The organism is Enterococcus sp. B2E4, assembly GCF_030499455.1.
GTDB classification, from domain to species: Bacteria; Bacillota; Bacilli; order Lactobacillales; family Enterococcaceae; genus Enterococcus_D; species Enterococcus_D casseliflavus.
The window spans coordinates 25,076-50,208 of record NZ_JAUKPK010000001.1 but is presented as its reverse complement, the minus strand read 5'-3'; the positions used below and the strand labels follow the sequence as shown (position 1 = coordinate 50,208).

Here is a 25,133-nt window from a genome sequence, read left to right as displayed (position 1 = left end):
AATTTATGGATCTGCAAAATAGAAACGTCTTTGTAACTGGTAGCTCGCGAGGGATCGGTTTTACCATCGCGGAAGCCTTTGCCAAAGAAGGAGCGAATATCGTTTTAAATGGACGAAAAGAAATTCCCCAGTCACTGATCGATCGCATCACCAGCTACGGCGTGAAATGTGTAGCGATCAATGGGGACATTTCTGATTTTGATCAAGCGGCAGCCATGCTTTTAGAAGCAGAAGCGGCAGTCGGACCGATCCACATTTTAGTCAATAATGCCGGGATCACGAATGACAAATTATTGTTGAGAATGAAACCCGAAGATTTTGATTCAGTGATCAAAATCAATTTGACTGGTACCTTCAATATGACGCAGCACGCGTTGAAAAAAATGATGAAGCTGCGAGAAGGCCGCATCATCAATTTGACGAGTGTGGTCGGCTTGACGGGAAATATCGGGCAAGCCAACTATGCGGCAAGTAAAGCTGGCGTGATCGGTTTTACGAAATCTGCCGCTCGTGAAGGTGCCGCTCGGGGGATCACATGCAATGCGATCGCCCCAGGATTTATCGAAACAGAGATGACTGAAGTGCTGTCGGATAAAGTCAAAGAACAATCATTGGCAAATATTCCGTTACAGCGTTTTGGTTCCACACAGGATGTTGCGCAAACAGCAGTCTTTTTAGCAAAAAGCCCCTACATCACTGGTCAGGTGATCAGTGTAGACGGCGGGATGGCAATGCAAGGGTAGGAGGAAGAATAGATGAATCGAGTAGTAGTTACAGGATACGGCGTCACTTCTCCAATCGGAAATGACCCCGAAACATTTTTAGCAAGTTTACAAAACGGGACCAACGGCATCGGCCCGATTACAAAATTTGACGCAGATGCAACAGGGATCTCAGTTGCCGCTGAAGTCAAAGATTTTCCGTTAGAAAAGTACTTCGTTAAAAAAGATACGAAGCGGATGGATCTTTTTTCCATTTATGGAATTTATGCGGCGTTAGAAGCGATGGAAATGGCGAAGTTAGATACAGAAACCATTGATGTGGATCGTTTTGGCGTGATGGTTGGTTCAGGGATCGGCGGCTTGCCAACGATTCAAGACCAAGTGATTCGGATGCATGACAAAGGAGCAAATCGGGTATCACCAATGTTCGTACCGATGTCGATCGTAAATATGGTTGCCGGCAACATTGCATTACGGGTAGGTGCGAAAGGCATTTGTACGACGACTGTTTCCGCCTGTGCTTCTGGTACCCATTCAATCGGTGAAGCTTTTCGGAACATCAAGCATGGCTACGCAGATGTTATGATCGCTGGTGGTTCAGAAGCGACGATCTGTGAAATCGGTATTGCTGGTTTTGCGTCTCTGACGGCGTTAACCACTGAATCAGACCCTGACAAAGCTTCCGTTCCGTTTGATAAAAATCGTAGTGGGTTTGTCATGGGTGAAGGCGCTGGCGTCTTCATTTTAGAATCATTGGCGCATGCGCAAAAACGTGGGGCAACGATTTTAGGTGAAGTCGTAGGGTACGGTGCGAACTGTGATGCCTACCATATGACTGCGCCAAATCCTGATGGATCAGGTGCCGGAAAAGCAATGAAATTGGCGATGCAAGAAGCAGCGATCACCCCGGCTGAAGTTGGCTACATCAATGCCCACGGTACAAGCACGCCCGCCAATGACAGTGCAGAAGCGACATCGATCCAATACGGTTTGGGCGAAGACTATAAAAAACCATATGTTAGCAGTACAAAGTCAATGACTGGTCATTTGCTTGGGGCGGCTGGTGGAATCGAAGCCATTGCTTCACTATTAGCATTACAACATCAATTTATTCCACCAACCATCAACGTGACAGAACAAGATCCTGAGATCGACTTGAACGTTGTTATCAATCAAAGCCAACCAGCAGAATTGACCTATGCCATGAGTAATTCACTTGGGTTTGGCGGTCATAATGCAGTGATCTTGATGAAACGTTGGGAGGAAGCGTAATTGGAAACACATGAGGTAAAAGAGCTGCTCAGCCAATTCGATCAATCGACGTTAACTGAGCTTCGATTAAAAAAAGAGACATTTGAACTTTATTTTAATAAAAATACGACAAGTGGGCTACAAAGTGCATCCTCTGCACCTGCATCTACTCCTGCAGCGAATGCTGCGCCAACTCCTGTTGCACCAACGCCTGCTGTCTCAGCAACACCGGACACAGTAGAAACGGCAAAACCTGTCTTAGAGGGCAAAGAAGTTGTCTCTCCATTAGTGGGTGTCGTTTATTTGAAACCAAGTCCTGATAAAGACAACTTCAAACAAATCGGCGATCACGTGAAAAAAGGTGATATTCTCTGTATCGTTGAAGCGATGAAAGTCATGAATGAAATCGTCAGTGACGTCGATGGCGAATTAGTTGAAGTCTTGGTTGAAAGCGAACAAATCGTTGAATACAATCAACCATTATTCCGTGTGAAAGAAGGGTAAAGCAATGAGCGCATTAACGATTCAAGAAATCAAAGAAATCATCCCTCATCGTTATCCGATGCTTTTAGTGGATCGGGTAGAGGAGTTAGAAGAAGGCAAACGGGTCGTTGCGAAGAAAAACGTTACTATCAATGAGCCGTTTTTCCAAGGTCATTTTCCCCATGAACCAGTGATGCCCGGAGTATTGATCGTGGAAGCAATGGCGCAAGCAGGTGCTGTAGCATTGCTATCATTGGAAGATTTTCGTGGGAAAACTGCCTACTTTGGCGGTTTAGACAAAGCGAAATTCAGAAAAAAAGTAACACCAGGCGATACCTTGATCTTAGAAGTAGAAATAATCAAAGTGAAATCTGCAGCTGGCATCGGCAAAGGAATTGCCTATGTTGATGGGAAAAAAGTGGCGGAAGCAGAATTGACTTTCATGATTGGATAGGTGAGACATGTTTTCTAAAGTATTGATCGCAAACCGTGGCGAAATCGCCGTACGTATCATTCGCGCTTGTCGCGAATTAGGTATTCAAACGGTCGCCGTTTATTCAGAAGCAGATAAAGAAGCGTTGCATACAGAGCTTGCCGATGAAGCGATTTGTATCGGACCTGCCAAAGCAGCCGACTCTTATTTGAATGTACAGCAGATCCTAAGCGCTGCGATCGTCACAAAGGCTGAGGCGATCCATCCTGGATTTGGCTTCCTTTCAGAGAATAGCCGCTTTGCTGCGATGTGCGAGGAATGCAATATCGTCTTTATTGGGCCAAAGAGTGAGACTATCGATGCAATGGGAAACAAAATCAATGCAAGACGCTTGATGATCGAAGCAGAAGTACCGGTCATTCCCGGAAGCAAAGGCGCGATTTCTGATGTGGAAGAAGCTTTAACGATCGCTGAAGAGATTGGTTACCCAGTCATGCTCAAAGCTGCGGCCGGCGGTGGCGGTAAAGGGATACGGAAAGTCGCAGATAAAGAAGCATTGCCTCATCATTTTGCTTCGGCGCAGCAAGAAGCGAAAGCGGCATTTGGCAACGATGAAATGTACATTGAAAAAATCATTTATCCTGCTCGACACATAGAAGTGCAAGTGTTAGGTGATTCTTTTGGTAATATTATCCACCTTGGTGAACGCGATTGCTCGCTACAACGCAACAACCAAAAAGTGTTGGAAGAATCCCCTTCTGTGGTGATTTCTGAAAGCAAGCGAGCAGAACTAGGAGAAGCAGCGGTGCGTGCCGCACAAGCGGTAGGGTATCGTAATGCTGGCACGATCGAGTTTTTAATGGCGGACACTGGGGAGTTTTATTTCATGGAAATGAACACTCGAATTCAAGTGGAACACCCGATCACCGAAATGGTGACAAACATTGATTTAGTCAAAAAACAACTTGAAGTCGCTAGTGGTGAACCGCTAGGTTTGACGCAAGCAGACATCAAGATGACGGGCGCGGCGATCGAATGTCGGATCAATGCAGAAAATCCAGCCTTCAATTTTGCGCCGTCACCAGGCAAGATCAACAATTTGTTTTTACCAAGTGGCGGCCTAGGCGTTCGTGTAGACAGTGCCATGTATTCTGGCTACACGATCCCACCTTATTATGATTCTATGATCGCTAAAGTGATCGTTCACGGCGAGAACCGTTTCGAAGCGTTGATGAAGATGCAGCGGGCGTTAGCCGAATTAGTGACCGATGGTGTCATTACGAATGCAGAATTCCAAATGGACTTGATCAGTCACCCGAAAGTGATTGCGGGAGACTATACAACCGCCTTTTTACAAGAGGAATTTCTGCCAAATTGGACACCTGAACAATAGGAGGGAAGATGAGTGGCTTTATTTAAGAAGAAAAACTACATTCGCATCAATCCTAATCGAGGTCAGCTGCCAACGAACGAACCAGTCGTACCAGATAATCTTTGGGCGAAATGTCCTAGTTGCAAACGAACGCTTTATACGAAGGAGATGGGGGCAGAGAAAGTCTGTCCTCACTGCGGGTATAATTTCCGAATCAGTGCCTGGGAACGGATCGCTATCACGATTGATGAGAAAAGTTTTGAAGAATGGGACACAGATGTAACCACAAAAGATCCTCTTGATTTTCCTGGATATTTGGATAAAGTCGCACAAATGCAAGAAAAAACTGGGTTGCATGAGGCTGTCCTCACAGGAGAAGCAAAAGTTCAAGGATTGCCGTTAGCGATCGGGATCATGGATGCGAATTTCATCATGGGCAGTATGGGAACGGTCGTGGGGGAGAAGATCACCCGTTTGTTTGAACGTGCGATCGAAAAACAGCTACCAGTTGTTCTTTTTACCGCTTCAGGTGGTGCGCGGATGCAAGAAGGAATTTTGTCACTGATGCAAATGGCAAAAATCTCTGCGGCGGTAAAACGCCACAGTAAAGCTGGCTTGTTTTATCTAACGGTTTTAACGGACCCGACAACCGGTGGCGTCACCGCTAGTTTTGCGATGGAAGGGGATATCATCCTGGCAGAACCGCAAGCCTTGATCGGTTTTGCTGGACGACGTGTGATTGAACAAACCATTCGTCAGGAACTACCTGAAGACTTTCAAAAGGCAGAGTTTCTGTTAGATCATGGCTTTGTCGATCAAATCGTTCCGCGGACGAACTTGCGGGAGAAAATCCACCATTTGATTTCTTTGCATACGCGGAAAGGATGGGATCGTAATGACTAGAGCAGCCTACGAGATCGTTGAACTCGCTCGCAGCAAAGACCGTTTGACGGCACTGGATTACTTTGACGGCATTTTTTCTGAGTTTGAAGAGTTTCATGGAGACCGTCTGTTTGGCGAAGATGAAGCCGTTGTTGGCGGCATTGCTTGTTTAGATGGCAAGCCAGTGACCGTGATCGGTATTCAAAAAGGCCGTAATCTGCCTGAAAATTTACGCAGAAACTTTGGCTCGCCACATCCTGAAGGTTATCGCAAAGCGTTACGATTAATGAAGCAAGCAGAAAAATTTCAGCGACCTGTGGTCACATTGATCAATACAGCAGGGGCGTTTTGCGGTATTGGCGCGGAAGAGCGCGGAGAAGGCGAAGCGATTGCCCGTAACTTGATGGAAATGTCCGATTTAACGGTGCCGATCTTGGCAATCATCATTGGTGAAGGCGGCAGCGGCGGTGCCTTAGCACTGGCATTAGGCGATGAGGTTTGGATGATGGAACATTCGATCTATGCCATTTTATCTCCCGAAGGCTTTGCTTCGATCCTATGGAAAGATGGCAGCCGTGCCAAAGAAGCTGCTGGCTTGATGAAGATCACAGCTCAAGAACTATATGAACTCGGTGTTATTGAAAAAGTGATTGCTGAAACCCATGAAGAGGCCTTTTTACCGAAAGAGCAATTGATGGAACAGATGAAAGCGGCAATTTCAAAGAAACTTGCCGAACTTTCTACCTTGCAAACAGATGAATTGCTTGAGGCAAGGTATCAACGTTTTCGCCGATTTTAAAAACTAGGATATCCACTCTGATTAGAGGATGGGTATCCTAGTATTTTTTTATTAAAAGTGTTATTGAATAAATCGTACAAATGGCGAAGTTTTTAGTTTAAAATTTAATTATTCTGTGCTATTATGTATATATTCTGAATATAAGAAGATTATATTGCATAAATATTTGTTTTGAAGAGGAGCGTTTTTAATGAAAAAATTATTTGGAGCACTTGTTGTATTGACGGGGATTTTGGTTTTAGGAGCTTGTGGGAATGGCGGCTCATCGAGTACTGGAAGTTCTAGTGCCAGCGGTTCGGCGGATAATCAATTGGAAGCCATCAAAGCAGCTGGTGTGTTAAATGTGGCAACTTCTGCTGACTTTGCCCCGTTTGAATTTCATGCCTTGATCGATGGCAAAGATACGATCGTGGGCGCAGATATCGATATGGTCAATGAGATCGCTGATCGTCTTGGTGTCGAAGTGAATATTTTGGACCTTGATTTCAATGCTGTTTTGACTGCTTTGCAACAAGGGAAAGCCGATATCGCTGTTTCAGGCATCTCAGCAACTGACGAACGTAAACAGACTTTTGATTTCACCGATAACTATTTTACACCAGAACAAAAATTAGTTGTTAATAAAAACAATGAATCGGCATTTGATTCAATCGAAAGCTTGTCTGGCAAAAAAGTAGGCGCTCAAAAAGGCTCGATCCAAGAAATGATCGTTCAAGATCAATTAGCTGATTCGCAATTGGTTTCCATCGCCAAAGTTCCGAATCTAGTCAATGAATTGAAACAAGGCTCGATCGACGGTTTGGTCCTTGAAAGTGCGGTTGCTGAATCGTATGTTGCACAAAATGATGACCTCGTGATCACTGATGTAGCATTAGAAGCATCTGAAGGCGATTCTTATGCAATTGCTTTACCTAAAGGGAGTACCGAATTACAAGAAGAACTAAACAGTATTTTGAAAGAATTGATTGAAGATGGTACAATCGATGAGTATGTACAAAAGAACACAGATCTAGCCAACGAAAATGCGGCGCAATAGATAGAACGGAGTAGACACAATTATGGATTTATCCTTTTTAGCGATATATTACCCTTATTTTCTTTCTGGTGTGGTGATCACCATCGTGATCTCTATCATCACCGTGATCTTTGGAACGATTCTAGGGGTGATTTTCGCCCTAATGAAATTATCAAAAGTGACGCCTTTGCGCTGGTTTGCTAATGCGTATATTGAAGTCATCCGCGGCACACCGATGCTGGTGCAGATATTGATCGCTTTTGGTCTTTTGCAAGGAATGTTTGCCTTGCCGACGGTCTCGATCGGCGTGTTGAGTCTTGATTTTGGGCGGCTATTTCCTGGGATCATTGCGCTCTCGCTTAATTCTGGGGCATATGTTGCTGAGATCGTCCGAGGGGGAATCAATGCCGTTGATTACGGTCAAACAGAAGCGGCTGGTTCTTTAGGGTTGCGGCCTTTTCAAACGATGCGTTATGTCGTATTGCCACAAGCACTACGCAACATTTTGCCGCCACTAGGCAATGAATTTATCGTTTTGATCAAGGATTCCTCTTTGCTTTCAACGATCGGCATCTACGAGCTGATGAACAGTGCGCAGATCGTTGTCACCAGTTCTTTCCAACCATTAACGCCTTTCTATGTGGCGGCGGTCATTTACTTCATCTTGACGTTTACGACTTCGCGACTATTGAGTTTATGGGAAAAGAAACTAGGCAAAGGCTATCGTCGTTAAAAGGAGAAGACAAGCTATGATGTTAGATATTCAAGATTTACACAAAACCTTTGGCAGCAATCAAGTGCTAAAAGGGATCACAACGACGATCGATCAAGGAGAAGTCGTAGTGGTGATTGGGCCATCTGGGTCAGGAAAAAGCACGTTTTTACGCTGTTTGAACCTATTAGAAGTACCGACAAGCGGAAAAATCTTTTTTGAAGGAACCGATATTACCGATCCAAAGAATGATTTGTATAAGATGCGTGAAAAAATGGGTATGGTATTTCAAAATTTTAATCTTTTTCCGAATATGACGGTTTTAGAAAACATTACTTTGTCCCCGACGAAAGTCAAGAAGGTAGCAAAATCGGCGGCTGATCAGTTGGCAAAACAACTACTAAATGATGTTGGCTTACCAGACAAAGCAAAAGCCTATCCTCAAAGTCTTTCTGGTGGACAAATGCAACGAATCGCTATCGCACGTGCCTTGGCGATGGAACCAGACGTGATGCTCTTTGATGAACCGACTTCAGCGTTAGACCCAGAAATGGTTGGCGAAGTATTGTCCGTCATGCAGCGTTTGGCTCAGCAAGGAATGACGATGGTCATCGTCACTCATGAAATGGGCTTTGCGAAAGAAGTCGCGGATCGGATTTTATTTATGGATCAGGGAATCATTATGGAGGAAGGAACGCCAGAACAGATCTTTGATCATCCGAAAAATCCACGAACCATTGATTTTTTGAGTAAAGTATTGTAAACTGCGAGAAGTTCGCAGTTGTTAGTGATAAATTTGGACCTTTCCTAAGCATCCTTTCAGTAAAAGGATGCTTTTTTGACGGAAAAAAGACTACTTTAAAGAAGTGATAGAACAAACGGTTGTCTTGGCAGGTTCCTTTTTCAGTTCTTTTACAAGAAACCTGCAGAAACTGGCGCACTTGCTAGTATTCAAAAAGATTCTATTGTATAATTACAGGTTGAAGAGGTCTGATCTTGATAGAAACCATCTGCGTGATTGTAGGCAGATCGGACTGTTTCTTTTTAAGGATCGACAATTTGGATCGATGACTAGTCGCCGATTTTTAATACGTGAAGAAATCATGCAGCAAAGGAGATTTTATGTTTTCAAATTATAAACCGACTTGGATGGTCGATGCGATTTATAAAATCACCCCTAGCCAACTAAAGGCACAGGGGATCAAAGGGATTTTGACCGATCTTGATAATACCTTGATTGCTTGGAACAATCCTGACGGAACCGAAGAACTAAAAAACTGGCTACTGGAAATGAAAAATGCTGGGATACCTGTAGTTGTCGTTTCCAACAACAATAGTGAACGAGTGGCACGGGCAGTTGCGCCCTTTGGTTTAAAGTACGTACACCGCGCATTAAAACCCTTTTCAAGAGGGATCAAACAAGGCTATCAACAATTAGGCTTGAAAAAAGAAGAGGTCGTGATGATCGGCGATCAAATCATGACGGATGTACGAGGTGCCAATCGTGCCGGTGTTCGCAGTATTTTAGTGAAACCAGTGATCCCAACGGATTCTTGGAAAACCCAATTTAATCGAGCCGCAGAAAGAAAAATCATGAACTATTTATTGAAGCACAACCCAGAGTTAAAATGGCGTGGAGGAATTTAATATGACAGAAGGAATCGAAGAAATTCACTGTATCGGCTGCGGGGCAGTGATTCAGACAACGAACCCCAATGAATTGGGCTACACCCCGCAATCCGCATTAGAAAAAGGACTTGAATCAGGAGAAGTCTATTGTCAACGCTGCTTCCGTTTGCGCCATTACAATGAGATCCAAGATGTTTCCCTTACCGACGATGATTTTCTGCGTCTACTGAATGAAATCGGGGAAAAAGAAGCCTTGATCGTTAATGTCGTTGATATTTTCGATTTTAATGGTTCATTGATCCCAGGACTGCACCGCTTTGTCGGCAATAATCCTGTTTTATTAGTGGGCAACAAGGTGGATATTTTGCCAAAATCTTTGAAAAAATCGAAGATGACCCAATGGATGAAGGAACGTGCTCATGAAGCTGGTTTAAGACCAGTGGATGTATTATTGACGAGTGCCAAGAAGCCAGGTGAAACGGAAGCTTTACTGCAAGCGATCGAAACGTATCGTGAAGGACGCGATGTCTATGTGGTGGGTGTGACGAATGTTGGAAAATCAACATTGATCAATCAAATCATCAAACAAACAGCGGGGATCAACGAATTGATCACGACTTCGCGTTTCCCAGGAACCACATTGGATAAAATCGAGATTCCCTTGGATGACGGACACTTCTTGATCGACACACCAGGAATTATTCATCGTCATCAAATGGCGCATTATTTAGGTAAAAAAGATCTAAAAATCGTGGCACCAGCCAAAGAGATCAAACCAAAGGTGTATCAGTTGAATCCAGAACAAACTTTGTTCTTAGGAGGACTTGCCCGATTTGATTTCATTCAAGGAGAACGCAGTTCATTTATTGCTTATGTAGCAAATGATGTGGCGATCCATCGGACCAAATTAACGAAAGCCGATGAGTTTTATGAGAAACATGTTGGTGGGCTGCTGCAGCCGCCGCGAGCAGATGAAGTGGCGGATTTTCCTGAACTCGTCCGTTTCGAATTTTCAATCAAAGAAAAAACCGATATCGTTTTTGCTGGACTTGGCTGGATCACGATCACCAAACCGTGTGTCATCGCTGGGTGGGCGCCAAAGGGTGTCGATGTGCTTAGACGTAAAGCATTAGTATAAGGAAGAAGGAAGAATATGGACTTACGAGGAAAACAAAAAAGATTTTTACGAAGTGAAGCGCACCATTTAAACCCGATTTTTCAAATCGGCAAAGGCGGCTTGAATGACGCGATGATGGCGCAAATTGAAGAAGCGCTAGAAAAACGAGAATTGATCAAAGTCTCATTGCTCCAAAATACCGATGAGGTTGCTAACGAAGCAGCTGAAACGATCCGTGAGAAAGTCGGCTGTGAAGTGGTACAGATCATCGGACGAGTGATCGTTTTATTCAAACCGTCAAGCAAAGAAAAATACCAAACGATTTCAAGCAAAGTTCGTTCAATTTAGGAGGGAGAAGGCATGCAAGGACAAACATTTGGAAAGGTACAAACGGTTTTAGAGACGCAAACACAAGAACTTGTACCGAAAAAGCAAGTGGGCATTCTTGGTGGGAATTTTAATCCAGTACACTACGCACATCTGGTCATGGGTGAGCAAGTAGGGCAAGCATTAGGGCTGGATAAAGTTTATTTCATGCCTGAGTATTTACCGCCTCATGTTGATGAGAAAAAGACGATCCCAGCGGAGCACCGCTTGGCGATGTTGGAGTTGGCGATCGCCGATAATCCGCGATTTGCTGTAGAGACCATTGAGTTGGAACGAAAAGGTAAGAGTTATACGGTTGATACGATGCGGGAATTGACAGCTAAGAATCCAGATACCAATTATTATTTTATCATTGGCGGGGATATGGTGAACTATTTACCAAAATGGCATCAAATCGATGAGCTGATGGAATTGGTGACTTTCGTGGGGGTTCGTCGTCCAGAAGTGCCGATCGATAGCCCATACCCGATTATTTGGATCGATATCCCGCTAATGGATGTCAGCTCAACAACAATTCGTAAAAAAGTGCAACAAGGTTGTTCGGTTCGCTACTTATTGCCAGATAATGTGTTACACTATATTCAAGAAAAGGGGTTGTACTTGGATGAAGAGTGAACACTACACACAAGCAGAACGGGAACTTTTGATGCAAAAGGTCCAAATGCAGATGAGTCAAAAGCGCTTTGAGCATGTGTTAGGTGTCGAAAAAACGGCCGTTGCCCTTGCGGAAAAATATGGTGCTTCACCGGTCAAAGCCAGCATCGCCGCCTTGACGCATGATTATGCGAAAGAACGCAGCGATGAAGAATTTCAATTAGTCATTCGTAGAGACGGATTCGACTTGGATCTCTTGAACTGGAACAATGCCATCTGGCATGGACTTGTCGGTGCTGATTTCGTTCAACGAGAATTAGAAATCGATGACGAAGAAATCTTACAAGCGATCCGTTTGCACACCACCGGAGCTGCTAAGATGAGCCTGTTAGATAAAATCATCTATGTGGCAGATTATATCGAACCCGGACGTACGTTTCCTGGAGTCGTTGAAGCCAGAGAGATCGCAATGATTGACTTAGATGCCGCTGTTGCTTACGAAACGAAACATACCTTGCTTCATTTGATCGAAACAGAAGCAGTTATCTACCCAAAAACGATCGAAACCTACAATTTTTGGGTAGCCAAATATAGGAGGGAATTACCATAGATAGTCAGAAAATATTAGAAATTGCTGTAAAAGCCGCCGATTCAAAACATGCCGAAGATATTATGGCATTAGATGTGCGGGAAATCTCTTTGCTAGCAGATTACTTTGTGATCTGTTCAGGAAATAGCGAACGTCAAATCAATGCGATCATTGATGAAGTCATCGATAAAGAAGAAGAAAATCAAGTATCTGTTCGTCGTGTCGAAGGAAAAGATGGTGGAAAATGGGTCTTGATCGACTTAGGTGACGTGATCGTTCACGTATTCAGTGCCTCAGAACGTGCTTTTTACAACCTAGAAAAATTATGGTCTGATGCGCCGCTTGTGGATCTTAATGAATGGGTCGTGGCGTAATGGCTTACGAAACCTTCGCATTTGTCTATGACGAAGTAATGGATTCCAGTCTCTATAAAAAGTGGCTGGATTTTTCTTGTCGTCATTTAGGAAAAAGAAAACAGCTGTTAGAATTGGCTTGTGGAACTGGTGCGTTAGCCGTTGAGTTTGCGAAGGCTGGTTTTGACGTGACTGGGTTAGATCTTTCAGAAGAGATGCTGATGATCGCTAGTCAACGGGCTGAAAAAGAAGAGGCGGCTGTGCAATTTGTTGCGGGTGACATGCTGGATCTCGTAGATGTTGGCACCTATCAAGCAATTACCTGCTATTCTGACTCCCTTTGCTACATGGAAGACGAGCAGAGTGTGCAGCAAGTGTTTGATGGTGTTTACAGTTGTTTAGAAGAAGATGGCGTCTTTTTATTTGATGTGCATTCCGTATATCAAATCGATGAAGTCTTTCCTGATTATAGCTATCATTACCAAACCGATGAATTTGCCTTTCTTTGGGAAAGCTATCAGGGCGAAAAAGACCATAGCATTGAACACTTCTTGACCTTTTTTGTTGCACAAGAGAATGGGTTGTTTGAACGCTTAGATGAGCTTCATCAAGAAAGAACCTATCCTCTTGAAAGCTATTTAAGAATGTTAGAAAATGCTGGTTTTGCTAATGTTGAATGCTATGCTGATTTTATCGATACGAAGCCAAATGAAAAAAGCCGTCGCTGGTTTTTTGTCTGCCATAAGTAACCGTTATGTAAAACAGGAGGGATGTCGATGAAGGCTTGCGGACTAGTCGTAGAATACAATCCTTTTCACCATGGACACCAATACCATGTGGAAAAAGCACGGCAAGTAACGAATGCTGATGTCGTCGTTGCGGTGATGAGTGGAAATTTTTTACAGCGTGGCGAACCAGCAATCATCGATAAATGGCAGCGAGCTCAAGCAGCACTACAACATGGGGTAGACTTGATCGTCGAATTGCCCCCCGCTTGGGCCGTCCACTCTGCTGATTTTTTTGCATCGGGAGCGATTAGGATTCTGCAGGATCTGCAATGTGAGTTGTTATGCTTTGGCACAGATACGAAACACCCCTTCGACTATGCCAAGTTTGCTCACTTTGAAAAAGAAAATCAACTAATGATCGATGACGCATTTCAACGCTTAGCGAGGCAAAATACTACCTATAGTCAAAAAATGAGTGCGGTCCTCAGTGAGCTTTATCCCGAGTACCATGCAGAAAAAGACCAGCCCAATCATCTGTTGGGTATGGCGTATGCACGGGAAGTGCTGCATTATGAAAAACCAATGCGCCTGGTCCCCATCCAACGCGTTGCGGCGTCTTATCATTCAGAACAATTCGATCATCCCACGATCGCCAGTGCAACAGCCATTCGCCAAGCAATCAAACAAGGTGCAGCTGTTGTGGATTTTGTTCCTGAAGCCACACAAACCTTTCTTTCACAAGCAACAGTCGACTGGGAAGCCTTTTGGCCGTATCTTCAATACCAGATCATTTCTGCCCCAATCGAAAAATTAGCTGCTATTTACCAGATGGAAGAAGGATTAGAATATCGACTAAAACAATATGTGACGGCGGCGGATTCTTTTGCAGATTTTATCAAGTTGTTAAAGACGAAACGTTATACCCAAACGCGGCTGCAGCGTCTTGCTTGTTATGTGTTGTTCCAAGTGACAAAAGCTGAAATGAAGGAAGCTCAAGAACATTCCTTTATTCGAGTCTTAGGGTATACGAAGCAAGGGCAGCACTATTTAAAAGAGGTCAAAAAAGAGCTGACCCTGCCGCTGATCGCTAAATTTGGTAAGCAAGAAGCACAGCGCTATGGCTTGTCATTGCGGATCGACCAGATCTATCAGCAAGGGAATCCTCAAATCACAGAACAAAATTTTCGAAGAATTCCGCTTTTTATTGATAAATAAGTGAAAATTACTTCACAGAACGCCATTTGACAAGTATAATGAATAAGGATTTTTAAAAACAAGAAAGCGAAGTGAAATCATGGGTCGTAAATGGGCAAATATCGTAGCGAAAAAAACTGCTAAAGATGCAAACAATAGCCGAGTTTATGCAAAATTTGGAATCGAAATCTACGCAGCAGCAAAATCGGGTGATCCCGATCCTCACGCGAACCAAAAATTACGCTTTGTTATCGAACGTGCGAAAACCTACAATGTGCCAAAACACATTATTGACCGTGCGATTGAAAAAGCCAAAGGTTCTGGCGATGAACAATACTCAGAACTTCGATACGAAGGATTTGGACCAAATGGATCAATGGTGATCGTCGACACGTTGACAAATAACGTCAACCGCACCGCAGCCGATGTTCGGGCCGCTTTTGGTAAAAACGGCGGGAATATGGGTGTTTCAGGAGCCGTTGCTTATATGTTTGATAACACGGCACTCTTTGGCTTTGCCGGTGACGATGCGGATGAAATCTTAGAATATTTGATGGACAAAGAGATCGATGTTCGTGATGTCGTTGAAGAAGATGGACAAATCATCGTTCACGGTGAACCAAGTGACTTCCATGCCATTCAAGAAGCCTTGAAAGAAAAAGGAATCACTGAATTCTCAATTGCAGAAATGCAAATGATTCCTCAAAATGAAGTAACCTTGACGGGTGACGATCTAGAAAAATTCGAAAAAATGATCGATGTGTTAGAAGATCTTGAAGACGTACAAAACGTCTATCACAATGTGGCAGACGCGGAAGAATAAGTGTCGCTTGGCAGCCTAGAGACAATCTGGCTGCCATTTTTTTAGTATGTTTTTTTATGTAGAAGCTTTGTCGCTTATGCAAGAGAAATAATGAAGCGGTAGCGTTGCTCATTTACTGAAAATTCTTCTGTGTTGATCATCTTTTCAGTTGGTTTCTATACATTTTATGTGTTATGATTTACTACATAAGCAAACAAATCGTTAGGGGGGCAGACATGGAAGAAAAAATCGTTTTAGAGCCATTTAATCGAATCTTAAGTGGTTTTGAAAAGCTAGCAGAAGTGTCTGTATCGATTTCTGACTGCTCGGCTCTTTGTCGGAAATATCAAAAGTACGGGGTAGAAGGGTATCGTCTAGGTGATTATCGTGGTTCTTCTTATTTGAATCGTTATTTAAATGTCGTCGTTGATCGCGCACCCTTATTAATTTATAAAGAGCGATTCTTGATTCCATTAGTCTTTCGCATGTCGGAATACTCTGAACGGCTCTTTATCGATGAGTATCGAATGGAAGGGTTCTTCTTGCTTTTGGATTGGCTTTTAGAGCACCGACCAGAAAAAGCAATTATTGATTATAAACGAACGCGTGCTTTGCCTCATAGAAAAGAATTTGTCATCGATAGTTCCTATGTACTTTTTCGATTGACAGAAATTCTAGATGGCGCTGGCTTCCCTCTTAGTCGCTTTACGACGATTGAGGAATTTAGTGAGTGGAATCGTACCCATCGCTTGATCGATAACGGCAGTATTGGACGACATACAAAATTATTCGTTCCAGAAGATCCCGAACACGTTTCTGAGCTGCAAATGATTTTAACCATCGTAGGGATGCGCTATCCAGAAACCCGTTTATTTATTGGCGAGTTAAAAGGCTAAAAAAACATCACGATCGGCTTGTTTCCTTTGGGAACTCGCCGAAAGTGATGTTTTTTGTTATCCGATCGTTGATGCTTCTTGGAACTGATAAGTGGTAGGATCAGCTTTTGCTAGCAGCGGCAATTCCTCTTGGGTGAGGACGGTCAACTGATGCATCGCCCGTGTCGCCATTGTATAAAAAATCAATTGGTCTTGTTCAGTCACGAAAGTGGCACCTGGTGTCCAGACAAATACTTGGTCAAACTCTAGCCCTTTTGCTAAAAAGGCCGGGAAGATCATCACATTGCGTTTCATGAAGTCTTCTTCAGAGGTGATCAGCTGCACTTGTTCCTGCATTGTTTCTGCCAGCTGGGCATATAACTGCTGGCAATCCTTTGCGGTTTTACAAATGATCGCGGTGCGCCAACGCTGATTCTCAGCGGCGTCACGAATACTGGTTTCTAGGAAAGCCAGATTTTCAGTTGCAGTTCCTTTAACAATTGTTGGTACCGCCCCTTTACGAGCCGTCAATTCCACTTGATCACTGCCAACTAAAAATTGATTGGCGAAATCTGTGATTTCCTTAGTCGAACGATAGCTGGTTTTCAATTGATAACGTTTCACACTTTCGCGGGGGAATAATTCTGCTAATGCCCCGACGATCGTTTCATTGCCATACACTTTTTGATTCAAATCGCCGCACAGGGTGATGCCAGCCTTTGGATAAAGCTGACGCAGTAGGGCCACTTGTGCTGGTGGAAAATCCTGCATTTCATCGATAAAGATAAACCGAGCTTTTTCTTCGACATGAACAGGATAAAGCTGTTTGATCAGTAAGAAAAACAAAACGGCGTCTTCTTGTTTGATCTGTCTTTGGCGCATGCCTTGTCGAATATCGGCAATACTTTGCTGCCAAGCCGCAGCCTCGATGCCAGTTTCTTTGACTGCAGCAGACTCAACCGATTGTAAAAAGTGTAAGTATTGCTTGGCTTGGTTGACAAACTGAAAGTTTTTCACTCCCCGGGTCAAGGAACGGAACTTCTTGCGGACGATCTGCTGTCTAAGTTTCTTCCGCAAACGGCGTTCGTTTTCTTCGCTGTATTCTTGATGAGGATCATTGGCAAATACTTGTTGCAATTGTTCTTCGGTCGCTTCTTTGACCCAGTCTTTTTTGGCTTCATCTTTTTCCAAGCCGCCGATTTTTTTTAATAATTTCGTTTGAAGCAGTTGGGTTCTTTGGTAAATCGGCAGTTCGTTATTGGTTTCTTGATACCAGCGGCGAATCTGTTCTTTTGTCAAATAGGTTTGCCCTTGGATTTTTAGATCACGGAACAAGGGACCGATCGGTGCAATCGAACGGACATAACGGTTGATTTTTTCCACCAAGAAAAGACTACTTTTGATTTTTTCAATGGCATCATCGTCGCCGCTTAAAAAGGTTTCTTCTTGTTGGGTTTCTTTCGTCACTTCATAGCCAGTCAGAATCAATTGGATAAAGTGGTGGAAGGTTCTTGTGGGCACTTCACTTTCACCTAAAGAAGGCAGGACCATGGAAATATAGTCAGAAAACAAATGATTGGGTGAAAACAGCAAGACTTGTTTTTCGTCCAACCATTTGCGATTCCGATAAAGTAAAAAGGCGACCCGCTGCAACAAAGCAGAGGTTTTCCCACTTCCAGCAATCCCTTCGATCAGTAAGAATTTATTGGTGGTATCACGAATGATTTGATTCTGTGCTTTTTGGATCGTCGAAACGATGTTACGCATTTGAGAAGAAGAGGCTTCATCCAATATTTCCAACAAAAATTCGTCATTGATGATCTCCGAAGTATCGACCATCGACAAGATTTCACCATTTTGAATTTTAAATTGGCGTTTCAAAAGCAATTCTACCGTAAACCGATCAGTGTCTGTTTCGTAGAAGGTTTCACCAAGCTCTCCTTCATAATAAAGATTGGCGATCGGTGCGCGCCAGTCGATGACGATCGTTTCTTCATCTTTGTCTCGCAATGAAGCGATCCCCAAATAGAGGGTCTCGGTTTCTTGTTCTTCTTTGAAATCGATGCGAGCAAAATACGGATTGCCCGCCATCGTTGTTAAGGTTTTGACGCGTTTTTCTTGTGATTCTGCGGTTTGGTATTTTATCAGCAATTCTTGTTCATGCTGCTGGTACTCGATAACTGATTCATAAAAGGCTTCACTGTCGCCCCCGCGAATTTTCTTATCGGCGATTTCTTTTAATTGATCATCCATTTTAGCGGCTAATTCTTGTTTTTGCTGCGAAAGGATCGCTTGTTCTCTGTGGATCAGAGCAATGGTTTCATTGACATGTTGTTGTTCTTTTTGACGTTCGTTCACGAAGGATCCTCCTTAAAAAAATTGCGACATAAAATTATAGCATATTTTCCCTGCGAATGTCGTGAAAAAAAAGAAACTATGCTAATATTTATAAAAAGAGCTTAGGTGTTCAAAAACGAAACGAAAAAGAGGTGGAGACGGTGAGGGAAGAGGCAGAATTACACCAATTGATCCTGTCTGTGGGGCAACGTGTTGGGGCACGTGCCATCGGTTTATCTGGTTCACGGACCGATCCACAGGCGCCAAAAGATTTTTTGCAAGACTTTGATGTGGTTTACGTAATGGATGATATTCAGCCCTTGGTCGATGATCCTTCATGGTTAGAAGCCTTTGGACCGATCATGATCAGGCAAACACCGGAAGCTAGCACCATCTATCCGCCAAGCTTGGGCGGGTGTTTTACGTACTTGATGCATTTTTAGACGGAGTAAGAATCGATCTCATGCTATGTCCTCTTGCACTGGTCGATCGTCTGGCTAACGAACCAGGCTTGCAGCCGCTGCTTGATCCAGACCAAATACTAAGTTTTGCTAAACAAGCAAATCATTCGCATTACTGGATCAAGCGCCCGACCCAAGCCGCTTTTCAGGAACACTGCAACGAATTTTGGTGGGTAAGCACGTATGTCGTGAAAGGGCTGCTTCGAAAGCAGCTGATTTATGCTGCGGATCATTTATACACTATTTGTTGGCAAGAATTGTTATGGATTGAAGATTTGTTCGTTGCCCAAGCTCAGCAATTTCAGGTGAGTACAGGGAAAAATCATAAATACCTACAGTCGTTTCTATCGGAAAAGGAGTGGCGGGAATTGACCTCATTGCTTGATTTTTCCACGATCACTGCCTGCGGTCAGTCCCTCTTGAAGATGCAAAAACGTTTTGATGGCCAAGCAAAGAACATCAGCGAGAAATTAGGGCTGGCCTATGATTGGCAAGAAGCTGAGAATGTCCAAACATATACGAAGTATTGGAGTGAAAAAAATTGGCAGATGAAACCAGAGAATCAAAAATAAAAGACTGTCAGATTCAAGTGTTTTGGCAGCGGTTTTTAAAAGCAAATCCAAGAAATCAATCTCCTTTGACCTATGAAGATGCTTGGTCCTTTGGTGATACCCCACAAATGGCCGATGAACTGGCAGCACTGGTTTTAGCTGGCAAAAAGACGGCAACGACATCTGCCGCTGCGCTCTATGAAATCGAGCAAGAAGCATTGCCGCAATCAGGAACCTATAGTGTCCTTTTAAATGGGTCGGATGTACCAAAAGCTGTTCTTTACTTAGAGTTAGTGTCGATCATGCCTTTTGATGAGGTGACAGCAGACTTTGCCTTTTTAGAAGGGGAAGGAGATCGCACTTTGGCTTATTGGCGCCGTGTTCATGAAGCTTTTTTTCGACGAGCTTATGCCTCAGCGGGATTGTCTTTTCACGATCAAATGCTGTGTGTTTGCGAAAAGTTTTGTGTCGTTTATCAGGAAGAATAAAGTCATTGTTTTCTTTGGAAACCAAGGTAATAGTTTTTGTCTTTTTGAAAAAGGTGTATAATCAAAAGCAAACAAAGGAGGAAGTCGTATGCCATTTATCCATGTCGAACTAGTTGAAGGACGTTCGCAAGAGCAACTGACGAATATGATGAAAGAAATCACTGAGGCGGTCCATAAAAATACAGGCGCCCCTAAAGAGCATATCCATGTTATCATCAATGAAATGAAGCAAGGAACCTATGCTGTGAATGGCGATTGGAAATAATTCTCTTGCTTTTTTATCAAGAGAGTGGTTTAATTGAGCCATAATCGATCAATAAAAAAGACACCTGAATTTGAGAGTCTTCGATAAGAGAGGGAAATCTTGGCTGAAAATTTCCTAGAAGAAAACCAAAGGATGACCACTTTTTTAAGACCTCTGTTGAAACGGAGGCGGTTGAACCGTTATCTCATGAAGAGGAAAACAGACTTTTTCTGTTTTTGAAGAATAGGTGGAACCACGAGTGATCGTCCTAGTATCGTAACCGATACTAGGACTTTTTTTATTGATTGAAATCATCAAAGGAGGACATTCATATGTCATTATTTATTACATTTCCTGATGGCGCAAAAAAAGAATTTGCTGTTGGGGTAACAACCAAAGAGATTGCTGAAAGTATCTCGAAAAGTCTTGCAAAGAAAGCCTTAGCTGGAAAAGTCAATGGACAACTGATCGATCTTTCACGTCCGATCGAAGAAGATGCAACGATTGAGATCGTGACACCCGATCATGAAGACGCCTTAGGCTTACTTCGTCATTCGACAGCTCATTTAATGGCTCAAGCTATGCGCAGACTCTATCCATCGATCCATTTTGGGGTAGGACCTGCAATTGATTCTGGTTTTTACTATGACACAGACAATGGGGAAAACCCAATAACTGCAGAAGATCTACCAGCAATCGAAGCAGAGATGATGAAGATCATCAAAGAAAATCTGGCAATCGAACGCCGCGTGTTAACAAAAGAAGAAGCGTTGACCCTTTTTGCCGAAGATCCATACAAAGTAGAGTTGATCACTGAATTACCAGATGATGAAACGATTACTGCCTATCAGCAAGGTGAATTTGTCGATCTTTGCCGCGGTCCTCACGTCCCATCAACTGGTCGTATCCAAGTGTACAAATTATTATCAGTGGCAGGTGCTTACTGGCGTGGAAGCTCTGACAACCAGATGATGCAACGGGTATACGGAACAGCCTTTTTCGATAAAAAAGACTTGAAGGAATTTATCCGTTTACGGGAAGAAGCAAAAGAACGCGATCATCGCAAATTAGGAAAAGAATTAGAATTGTTCATGTTATCACCGGAAGTCGGCGCTGGTTTGCCTTTCTGGCTGCCAAAAGGAGCTACGATCCGTCGTACGATCGAACGGTATATCGTGGACAAAGAAATCAGCTTAGGGTACCAACATGTGTATACACCAATCATGGCAAACGTAGATCTATACAAAACCTCAGGGCACTGGGATCATTACCATGAAGATATGTTCCCGCCAATGGATATGGGTGATGGGGAAATGTTAGTATTGCGACCAATGAACTGTCCGCATCATATGATGGTTTATAAAAATGACATTCATTCGTATCGTGAGCTACCGATTCGGATCGCTGAATTAGGCATGATGCATCGCTATGAAAAATCAGGGGCATTATCTGGATTGCAACGGGTTCGGGAAATGACTTTAAACGATGGGCATACATTCGTCCGTCCGGATCAAATCAAAGAAGAATTCAAACGGACACTTGATTTAATGATCGGTGTTTATGAAGACTTTAATATCACCGATTATCGTTTCCGTCTAAGTTATCGTGATCCACAAAACAAAGACAAATATTTTGATGACGATGCAATGTGGGAAAATGCGCAAACGATGCTAAAAGCCGCTATGGATGAATTAGAATTGGATTATTTTGAAGCAGAAGGCGAAGCAGCTTTCTATGGACCAAAACTAGATGTCCAAGTGAAAACAGCTTTAGGCATGGAGGAAACCTTGTCAACGATCCAATTAGATTTCTTGTTGCCTGAACGGTTTGACCTAACGTATGTTGGTGAAGATGGTGAAAACAACCACCGTCCAGTGGTGATCCACCGCGGCATCGTTTCAACGATGGAACGCTTTGTGGCTTATCTGACGGAAGTCTATAAAGGCGCATTCCCAACTTGGTTGGCGCCGATCCAAGCATCGATCATTCCAGTTTCAGTCGAAGCTCACAGTGACTATGCTTACGAAATCAAAGAACGCTTGCAGGCACAAGGACTGCGGGTAGAAGTGGATGACCGCAACGAAAAAATGGGGTATAAGATCCGCGCATCACAAACCCAAAAAATTCCTTACCAAATCGTTGTTGGGGATCAAGAAGTCAATGACGCGACAGTCAATATCCGTCGCTACGGCAGCAAAGAGACCCAAGTCGAAGAATTGAATCTGTTTGTTGATGCAATGGCTGCAGAAGTGAAAAACTATAGTCGAAAATAGTTTTATGATGGATGAAGCGAAAAAGCACCTTCTTTAAGACGGTGCTTTTTTGTCTGAATTCATCAAAATAAATAAATAGGTTTTGTTATGATGATTAGATTGTAGTATAATTGATAAGTGGCAAAAATGAAAAAAAAGAAAAGGAGTTTGTGATGAATTATAATTACGGAGTTAGAGAGAAATCGGTTGTATCGGTCATTTTATTAACATTTATTACTTGTGGCATTTATACATTCTTTTGGATGTACCAAACAACCAAAGAGCTAGCAGAGTACAGCGGGGATAATCGTCTTTCGCCAGAAACATCGATCTTATTATCGATCCTTACTTGCGGATTGTACCAAATTTATTGGTGGTACCGAATTGCGGATGTCTTTATGGGGGCACAGCAACGAGCGAATATGCCTCGTCTGAGTGACAACAAAATCCTTTTTGTCGTCTTGAGCCTTTTTGGTTTTGATTTTATCAACATGGCGATTTTACAAGGAGATATGAACCAAATGTGGGAAGCTGCTGATCAAAATGTCATGATGTCATCTGCTACATCAAACGATTCGTCTGATTCAGATGATTGGGTCGATTATTGATTTGTCCGTTTAAATGGTTAACGGGGTTTCCTTGTCCAGGTTGTGGCATGACGCGCGCCTACTTGCACTTATTTCAGGGCGATCTTGAAGGTGCGCTGCATTTTCATCCCTTGTTTTGGTTAGTGCCGATCGTATTCGGAATCGTTTTGTTCAAAAAAAATCCGAAAATCAGCAAACTTTACCACAGTCACAACCTGTGGCTGACCTTGACACTTTTGGTACTAGTGGTTTATGGTGGTCGGCTCTGGCTTCATTTCCCACATGACGCGCCAATGGACTTTGATCCAGAGAGCATTTTCCCACAACTACTACGTCGGATTGGTCAAGTGATTCACTAACAGCCATTCACCCAAGCATTAAAAATCTTTAAGAAAATGCCTTGTTTTTTTCTGAAAGCGAAGGGAACATGCGACAGTAGTTGAATCTTTATGAAAATTGTGTTATATTTACAATGTAATGATACTTAGAGTGAGTGAGCGGTTTTTTCGCTCACTCTTTTTAATGGAATGAAGTTCGTTTCGTTGAGAAATAAAGGAGGCGATGTTGTGAGTACGGTAGTGGAAACTGTTACAGATATAGTGACCCCTATTCTGGATGCGCAAAAATTTGAATTAGTTGAAGTAGAATTCGTGAAGGAAGGGAAAAATTGGTTTCTTCGTGTGTTCATCGATAAAGAAGGCGGAATCGATATCGAGGAATGTGCCTTTGTCAGTGAACAACTTAGTGAACAATTAGACCAATGCGAACCTGATCCTATTCCACAGGCCTATTTCTTGGAAGTTTCTTCCCCTGGCGCCGAGCGTCCATTGAAGAAAGAAGCAGATTATCAACGGGCAGTCGGCGAGTACATTCATGTTTCTTTATATCAACCGATTGATGGAGAAAAACAGTTCGAAGGCTTTTTACAGTCATTCGACGAAAATCAGCTAGTTATTAAGACCCGAATCAAAACCAGAGAAAAAGAACGAACGATCGACCGGAAAAATATTGCCAAAGCTCGTTTAGCCATTCAATTTTAAACACGGAGGAATGAAAGAATCATGAGTAAAGAAATGTTGAATGCATTGGATGCATTAGAAGCAGAGAAAGGCATTTCAAAAGAGATTGTCATCGATGCCTTGGAAGCGGCATTGGTTTCAGCGTACAAACGTCATTACGGGCAAGCACAAAATGTGGAAGTTGAATTTGATCAGAAAAAAGGCAACATCCACGTCTATGCAGTCAAAGAAGTGACAGAAGAAGTCATGGACTCGCAACTAGAGGTTTCATTAAAAGAAGCGATGACAATCAACCCCGCTTATGAAATCGGCGACAAAATCCGTTTTGAAGTAACGCCTAAAGACTTTGGTCGTATTGCGGCGCAAACAGCAAAACAAGTCATTTTGCAACGGGTCCGTGAAGCGGAAAGAAACATTATCTATAACGAATTTAGTGCGTACGAAAAAGACATTCTGCAAGGAATCGTTGAACGCCAAGACAATCGTTATATCTATGTAAACTTAGGCAAAATTGAAGCCGTGCTTTCAAAACAAGACCAAATGCCAAATGAGTTTTATCAACCCCATGATCGGATCAAAGTATTCGTTTCTCGTGTTGAAAATACTTCGAAAGGCCCTCAAGTATTCGTTAGCCGTAGCCATCCAGATTTGCTACGCCGATTATTTGAACAAGAAGTGCCAGAAGTATATGATGGTACTGTAGAGATCGTAAGTATTGCTCGTGAAGCAGGGGATCGTGCCAAAGTCGCTGTTCGTTCCTTTGATGCCAACGTCGATCCAGTCGGCACTTGTGTCGGCCCTAAAGGTCAACGGGTTCAAGCGATCGTCAATGAACTAAAAGGCGAAAACATGGACATCGTGGAATGGAATGAAGATCCAGCGATCTTTATCGCCAATGCGTTGAATCCAGCAGAAGTCAGCGACGTTATTTTCGACGTTGATAATCCGAAAGCATGTACTGTTGTCGTTCCTGATTACCAATTATCATTGGCGATCGGTAAACGCGGACAAAATGCTCGTCTAGCAGCCAAATTGACTGGCTTCAAAATCGATATCAAATCAGAAACAGACATGGAAGAGTTTTATGCGAAGCTGGATGAAGGCGACTATATCGATGAGTATGATGCAACTGCTTCAGAAGCTGCTGATGAAAGTAGCACAGAAGTAACAGAATCTGCAGAAACAGTTGATGAAGCGATCCTTTCATCAGACATGACTGCAGATGATTATGAAAATGTTGAGTTTGACGAAAAATAG

At 43.1% G+C, this 25,133-nt stretch carries 28 protein-coding genes and 1 pseudogene; 28 read left to right on the top strand and 1 reads right to left on the bottom strand.

Translation table 11 applies throughout. The annotated features are described in order from the left end of the window. The first annotated feature begins 5 nt into the window (after positions 1 to 5). The 20 genes from fabG (at position 6) to Q1X33_RS00175 (ending at position 15,958) form a co-directional block, all read left to right on the top strand. On the top strand, positions 6 to 743 hold the full coding sequence (fabG, locus tag Q1X33_RS00270) for a 3-oxoacyl-[acyl-carrier-protein] reductase (protein ID WP_008378189.1): 738 nt from the start codon (positions 6 to 8) through the stop codon (positions 741 to 743). Between the two features lie 12 nt (positions 744 to 755). After that, positions 756 to 1,994, top strand: coding sequence for a beta-ketoacyl-ACP synthase II (fabF, locus tag Q1X33_RS00265; RefSeq protein WP_005225893.1), 1,239 nt, complete (start codon positions 756 to 758; stop codon positions 1,992 to 1,994). Further along, positions 1,995 to 2,477: an acetyl-CoA carboxylase biotin carboxyl carrier protein gene (accB, locus tag Q1X33_RS00260; RefSeq protein WP_301969445.1), complete on the top strand. Its 483-nt coding sequence runs from the start codon at positions 1,995 to 1,997 to the stop codon at positions 2,475 to 2,477. Positions 2,478 to 2,481: 4 nt separating this feature from the next. Further along, positions 2,482 to 2,910 carry a 3-hydroxyacyl-ACP dehydratase FabZ gene (fabZ, locus tag Q1X33_RS00255; RefSeq protein WP_005225895.1) on the top strand — a complete coding sequence of 143 codons (429 nt, stop codon included), beginning with the start codon at positions 2,482 to 2,484 and terminating at the stop codon, positions 2,908 to 2,910. A gap of 7 nt (positions 2,911 to 2,917) precedes the next feature. Then, entirely contained in the window at positions 2,918 to 4,282 is a 1,365-nt protein-coding gene (locus tag Q1X33_RS00250; protein ID WP_005225896.1) for an acetyl-CoA carboxylase biotin carboxylase subunit, read from the top strand. Positions 4,283 to 4,294: 12 nt separating this feature from the next. Continuing rightward, the gene (accD, locus tag Q1X33_RS00245; RefSeq protein ID WP_005225897.1) at positions 4,295 to 5,164 is read left to right on the top strand and encodes an acetyl-CoA carboxylase, carboxyltransferase subunit beta; all 870 of its coding nucleotides are present in this window, start codon (positions 4,295 to 4,297) and stop codon (positions 5,162 to 5,164) included. Further along, on the top strand, positions 5,157 to 5,942 hold the full coding sequence (locus Q1X33_RS00240; RefSeq protein WP_005225898.1) for an acetyl-CoA carboxylase carboxyl transferase subunit alpha: 786 nt from the start codon (positions 5,157 to 5,159) through the stop codon (positions 5,940 to 5,942). Before accD ends, Q1X33_RS00240 begins: the two co-directional genes overlap by 8 nt. 190 nt (positions 5,943 to 6,132) lie before the next feature. After that, the gene (locus tag Q1X33_RS00235) at positions 6,133 to 6,978 is read left to right on the top strand and encodes a transporter substrate-binding domain-containing protein (protein WP_005225899.1); all 846 of its coding nucleotides are present in this window, start codon (positions 6,133 to 6,135) and stop codon (positions 6,976 to 6,978) included. 22 nt (positions 6,979 to 7,000) lie between these two features. Beyond that, positions 7,001 to 7,690: an amino acid ABC transporter permease gene (locus Q1X33_RS00230; protein ID WP_005225900.1), complete on the top strand. Its 690-nt coding sequence runs from the start codon at positions 7,001 to 7,003 to the stop codon at positions 7,688 to 7,690. A 16-nt stretch (positions 7,691 to 7,706) separates the two neighbouring features. Continuing rightward, positions 7,707 to 8,432, top strand: a complete 726-nt coding sequence (locus Q1X33_RS00225) for an amino acid ABC transporter ATP-binding protein (RefSeq protein WP_005225901.1) — start codon at positions 7,707 to 7,709, stop codon at positions 8,430 to 8,432. A 359-nt stretch (positions 8,433 to 8,791) separates the two neighbouring features. Then, a complete protein-coding gene (locus tag Q1X33_RS00220) occupies positions 8,792 to 9,316 on the top strand; it encodes a YqeG family HAD IIIA-type phosphatase (RefSeq protein WP_005225903.1) in 525 nt (174 codons plus the stop codon). A gap of 1 nt (position 9,317) precedes the next feature. Next, on the top strand, positions 9,318 to 10,436 hold the full coding sequence (gene yqeH / locus Q1X33_RS00215; protein ID WP_010748089.1) for a ribosome biogenesis GTPase YqeH: 1,119 nt from the start codon (positions 9,318 to 9,320) through the stop codon (positions 10,434 to 10,436). Between the two features lie 15 nt (positions 10,437 to 10,451). Beyond that, a complete protein-coding gene (yhbY, locus tag Q1X33_RS00210; protein ID WP_128431885.1) occupies positions 10,452 to 10,763 on the top strand; it encodes a ribosome assembly RNA-binding protein YhbY in 312 nt (103 codons plus the stop codon). A 12-nt stretch (positions 10,764 to 10,775) separates the two neighbouring features. Continuing rightward, entirely contained in the window at positions 10,776 to 11,417 is a 642-nt protein-coding gene (locus tag Q1X33_RS00205; RefSeq protein ID WP_005225906.1) for a nicotinate-nucleotide adenylyltransferase, read from the top strand. Beyond that, on the top strand, positions 11,407 to 12,006 hold the full coding sequence (gene yqeK / locus Q1X33_RS00200) for a bis(5'-nucleosyl)-tetraphosphatase (symmetrical) YqeK (protein ID WP_005225907.1): 600 nt from the start codon (positions 11,407 to 11,409) through the stop codon (positions 12,004 to 12,006). Before Q1X33_RS00205 ends, yqeK begins: the two co-directional genes overlap by 11 nt. Before the next feature lie 11 nt (positions 12,007 to 12,017). Then, the gene (gene rsfS, locus Q1X33_RS00195) at positions 12,018 to 12,359 is read left to right on the top strand and encodes a ribosome silencing factor (RefSeq protein ID WP_034695537.1); all 342 of its coding nucleotides are present in this window, start codon (positions 12,018 to 12,020) and stop codon (positions 12,357 to 12,359) included. Continuing rightward, a complete protein-coding gene (locus Q1X33_RS00190) occupies positions 12,359 to 13,087 on the top strand; it encodes a class I SAM-dependent methyltransferase (protein ID WP_034695540.1) in 729 nt (242 codons plus the stop codon). The genes rsfS and Q1X33_RS00190 overlap by 1 nt, the downstream gene beginning before the upstream one ends. A 27-nt stretch (positions 13,088 to 13,114) precedes the next feature. Next, complete coding sequence (locus tag Q1X33_RS00185; RefSeq protein WP_034868526.1) at positions 13,115 to 14,281, top strand: nucleotidyltransferase; 1,167 nt, start codon at positions 13,115 to 13,117, stop codon at positions 14,279 to 14,281. Between the two features lie 79 nt (positions 14,282 to 14,360). Then, positions 14,361 to 15,083 (top strand): YebC/PmpR family DNA-binding transcriptional regulator, encoded by a 723-nt coding sequence (locus Q1X33_RS00180; protein ID WP_005225911.1) that lies wholly within the window; start codon positions 14,361 to 14,363, stop codon positions 15,081 to 15,083. A gap of 215 nt (positions 15,084 to 15,298) precedes the next feature. Then, on the top strand, positions 15,299 to 15,958 hold the full coding sequence (locus Q1X33_RS00175; protein WP_005225912.1) for a hypothetical protein: 660 nt from the start codon (positions 15,299 to 15,301) through the stop codon (positions 15,956 to 15,958). Positions 15,959 to 16,015: 57 nt separating this feature from the next. On the opposite strand, the gene helD is transcribed toward Q1X33_RS00175, so the two are convergent. Continuing rightward, on the bottom strand, positions 16,016 to 18,295 hold the full coding sequence (helD, locus tag Q1X33_RS00170; RefSeq protein ID WP_194185300.1) for an RNA polymerase recycling motor HelD: 2,280 nt from the start codon (positions 18,293 to 18,295) through the stop codon (positions 16,016 to 16,018). A gap of 131 nt (positions 18,296 to 18,426) precedes the next feature. Here helD and Q1X33_RS16645 point away from each other — a divergent pair. The 8 genes and pseudogenes from Q1X33_RS16645 to nusA all read left to right on the top strand — a co-directional run bounded on the left by Q1X33_RS16645 (position 18,427) and on the right by nusA (position 25,133). Next, positions 18,427 to 19,307: pseudogene (locus Q1X33_RS16645) on the top strand (aminoglycoside 6-adenylyltransferase). Next, positions 19,277 to 19,774, top strand: coding sequence for an ASCH domain-containing protein (locus tag Q1X33_RS00155; RefSeq protein WP_194185302.1), 498 nt, complete (start codon positions 19,277 to 19,279; stop codon positions 19,772 to 19,774). Before Q1X33_RS16645 ends, Q1X33_RS00155 begins: the two are co-directional and overlap by 31 nt. 88 nt (positions 19,775 to 19,862) lie before the next feature. Beyond that, a complete protein-coding gene (locus Q1X33_RS00150) occupies positions 19,863 to 20,039 on the top strand; it encodes a 2-hydroxymuconate tautomerase (protein ID WP_005225916.1) in 177 nt (58 codons plus the stop codon). A 311-nt stretch (positions 20,040 to 20,350) separates the two neighbouring features. After that, positions 20,351 to 22,291 carry a threonine--tRNA ligase gene (thrS, locus tag Q1X33_RS00145; protein ID WP_194185303.1) on the top strand — a complete coding sequence of 647 codons (1,941 nt, stop codon included), beginning with the start codon at positions 20,351 to 20,353 and terminating at the stop codon, positions 22,289 to 22,291. Between the two features lie 152 nt (positions 22,292 to 22,443). Continuing rightward, entirely contained in the window at positions 22,444 to 22,878 is a 435-nt protein-coding gene (locus Q1X33_RS00140; RefSeq protein WP_301969441.1) for a DUF4234 domain-containing protein, read from the top strand. Then, entirely contained in the window at positions 22,863 to 23,216 is a 354-nt protein-coding gene (locus tag Q1X33_RS00135) for a DUF2752 domain-containing protein (RefSeq protein ID WP_034868534.1), read from the top strand. Before Q1X33_RS00140 ends, Q1X33_RS00135 begins: the two co-directional genes overlap by 16 nt. 207 nt (positions 23,217 to 23,423) lie before the next feature. After that, positions 23,424 to 23,897 carry a ribosome maturation factor RimP gene (rimP, locus tag Q1X33_RS00130; protein WP_005225920.1) on the top strand — a complete coding sequence of 158 codons (474 nt, stop codon included), beginning with the start codon at positions 23,424 to 23,426 and terminating at the stop codon, positions 23,895 to 23,897. A gap of 21 nt (positions 23,898 to 23,918) precedes the next feature. Next, a complete protein-coding gene (gene nusA / locus Q1X33_RS00125; RefSeq protein WP_005225921.1) occupies positions 23,919 to 25,133 on the top strand; it encodes a transcription termination factor NusA in 1,215 nt (404 codons plus the stop codon).

What these genes read in the sequence shown, in the direction of transcription:
- fabG (WP_008378189.1), top strand. Translation starts at nt 6, where the DNA reads ATGGATCTGCAAAATAGAAACGTCTTTGTAACTGGTAGCTCGCGAGGG.
- fabF (WP_005225893.1), top strand. Translation starts at nt 756, where the DNA reads ATGAATCGAGTAGTAGTTACAGGATACGGCGTCACTTCTCCAATCGGA.
- fabZ (WP_005225895.1), top strand. Translation starts at nt 2,482, where the DNA reads ATGAGCGCATTAACGATTCAAGAAATCAAAGAAATCATCCCTCATCGT.
- Q1X33_RS00250 (WP_005225896.1), top strand. Translation starts at nt 2,918, where the DNA reads ATGTTTTCTAAAGTATTGATCGCAAACCGTGGCGAAATCGCCGTACGT.
- Q1X33_RS00240 (WP_005225898.1), top strand. Translation starts at nt 5,157, where the DNA reads ATGACTAGAGCAGCCTACGAGATCGTTGAACTCGCTCGCAGCAAAGAC.
- Q1X33_RS00235 (WP_005225899.1), top strand. Translation starts at nt 6,133, where the DNA reads ATGAAAAAATTATTTGGAGCACTTGTTGTATTGACGGGGATTTTGGTT.
- Q1X33_RS00230 (WP_005225900.1), top strand. Translation starts at nt 7,001, where the DNA reads ATGGATTTATCCTTTTTAGCGATATATTACCCTTATTTTCTTTCTGGT.
- Q1X33_RS00225 (WP_005225901.1), top strand. Translation starts at nt 7,707, where the DNA reads ATGATGTTAGATATTCAAGATTTACACAAAACCTTTGGCAGCAATCAA.
- Q1X33_RS00220 (WP_005225903.1), top strand. Translation starts at nt 8,792, where the DNA reads ATGTTTTCAAATTATAAACCGACTTGGATGGTCGATGCGATTTATAAA.
- yqeH (WP_010748089.1), top strand. Translation starts at nt 9,318, where the DNA reads ATGACAGAAGGAATCGAAGAAATTCACTGTATCGGCTGCGGGGCAGTG.
- yhbY (WP_128431885.1), top strand. Translation starts at nt 10,452, where the DNA reads ATGGACTTACGAGGAAAACAAAAAAGATTTTTACGAAGTGAAGCGCAC.
- Q1X33_RS00205 (WP_005225906.1), top strand. Translation starts at nt 10,776, where the DNA reads ATGCAAGGACAAACATTTGGAAAGGTACAAACGGTTTTAGAGACGCAA.
- yqeK (WP_005225907.1), top strand. Translation starts at nt 11,407, where the DNA reads ATGAAGAGTGAACACTACACACAAGCAGAACGGGAACTTTTGATGCAA.
- Q1X33_RS00190 (WP_034695540.1), top strand. Translation starts at nt 12,359, where the DNA reads ATGGCTTACGAAACCTTCGCATTTGTCTATGACGAAGTAATGGATTCC.
- Q1X33_RS00185 (WP_034868526.1), top strand. Translation starts at nt 13,115, where the DNA reads ATGAAGGCTTGCGGACTAGTCGTAGAATACAATCCTTTTCACCATGGA.
- Q1X33_RS00180 (WP_005225911.1), top strand. Translation starts at nt 14,361, where the DNA reads ATGGGTCGTAAATGGGCAAATATCGTAGCGAAAAAAACTGCTAAAGAT.
- Q1X33_RS00175 (WP_005225912.1), top strand. Translation starts at nt 15,299, where the DNA reads ATGGAAGAAAAAATCGTTTTAGAGCCATTTAATCGAATCTTAAGTGGT.
- Q1X33_RS00150 (WP_005225916.1), top strand. Translation starts at nt 19,863, where the DNA reads ATGCCATTTATCCATGTCGAACTAGTTGAAGGACGTTCGCAAGAGCAA.
- thrS (WP_194185303.1), top strand. Translation starts at nt 20,351, where the DNA reads ATGTCATTATTTATTACATTTCCTGATGGCGCAAAAAAAGAATTTGCT.
- Q1X33_RS00140 (WP_301969441.1), top strand. Translation starts at nt 22,444, where the DNA reads ATGAATTATAATTACGGAGTTAGAGAGAAATCGGTTGTATCGGTCATT.
- nusA (WP_005225921.1), top strand. Translation starts at nt 23,919, where the DNA reads ATGAGTAAAGAAATGTTGAATGCATTGGATGCATTAGAAGCAGAGAAA.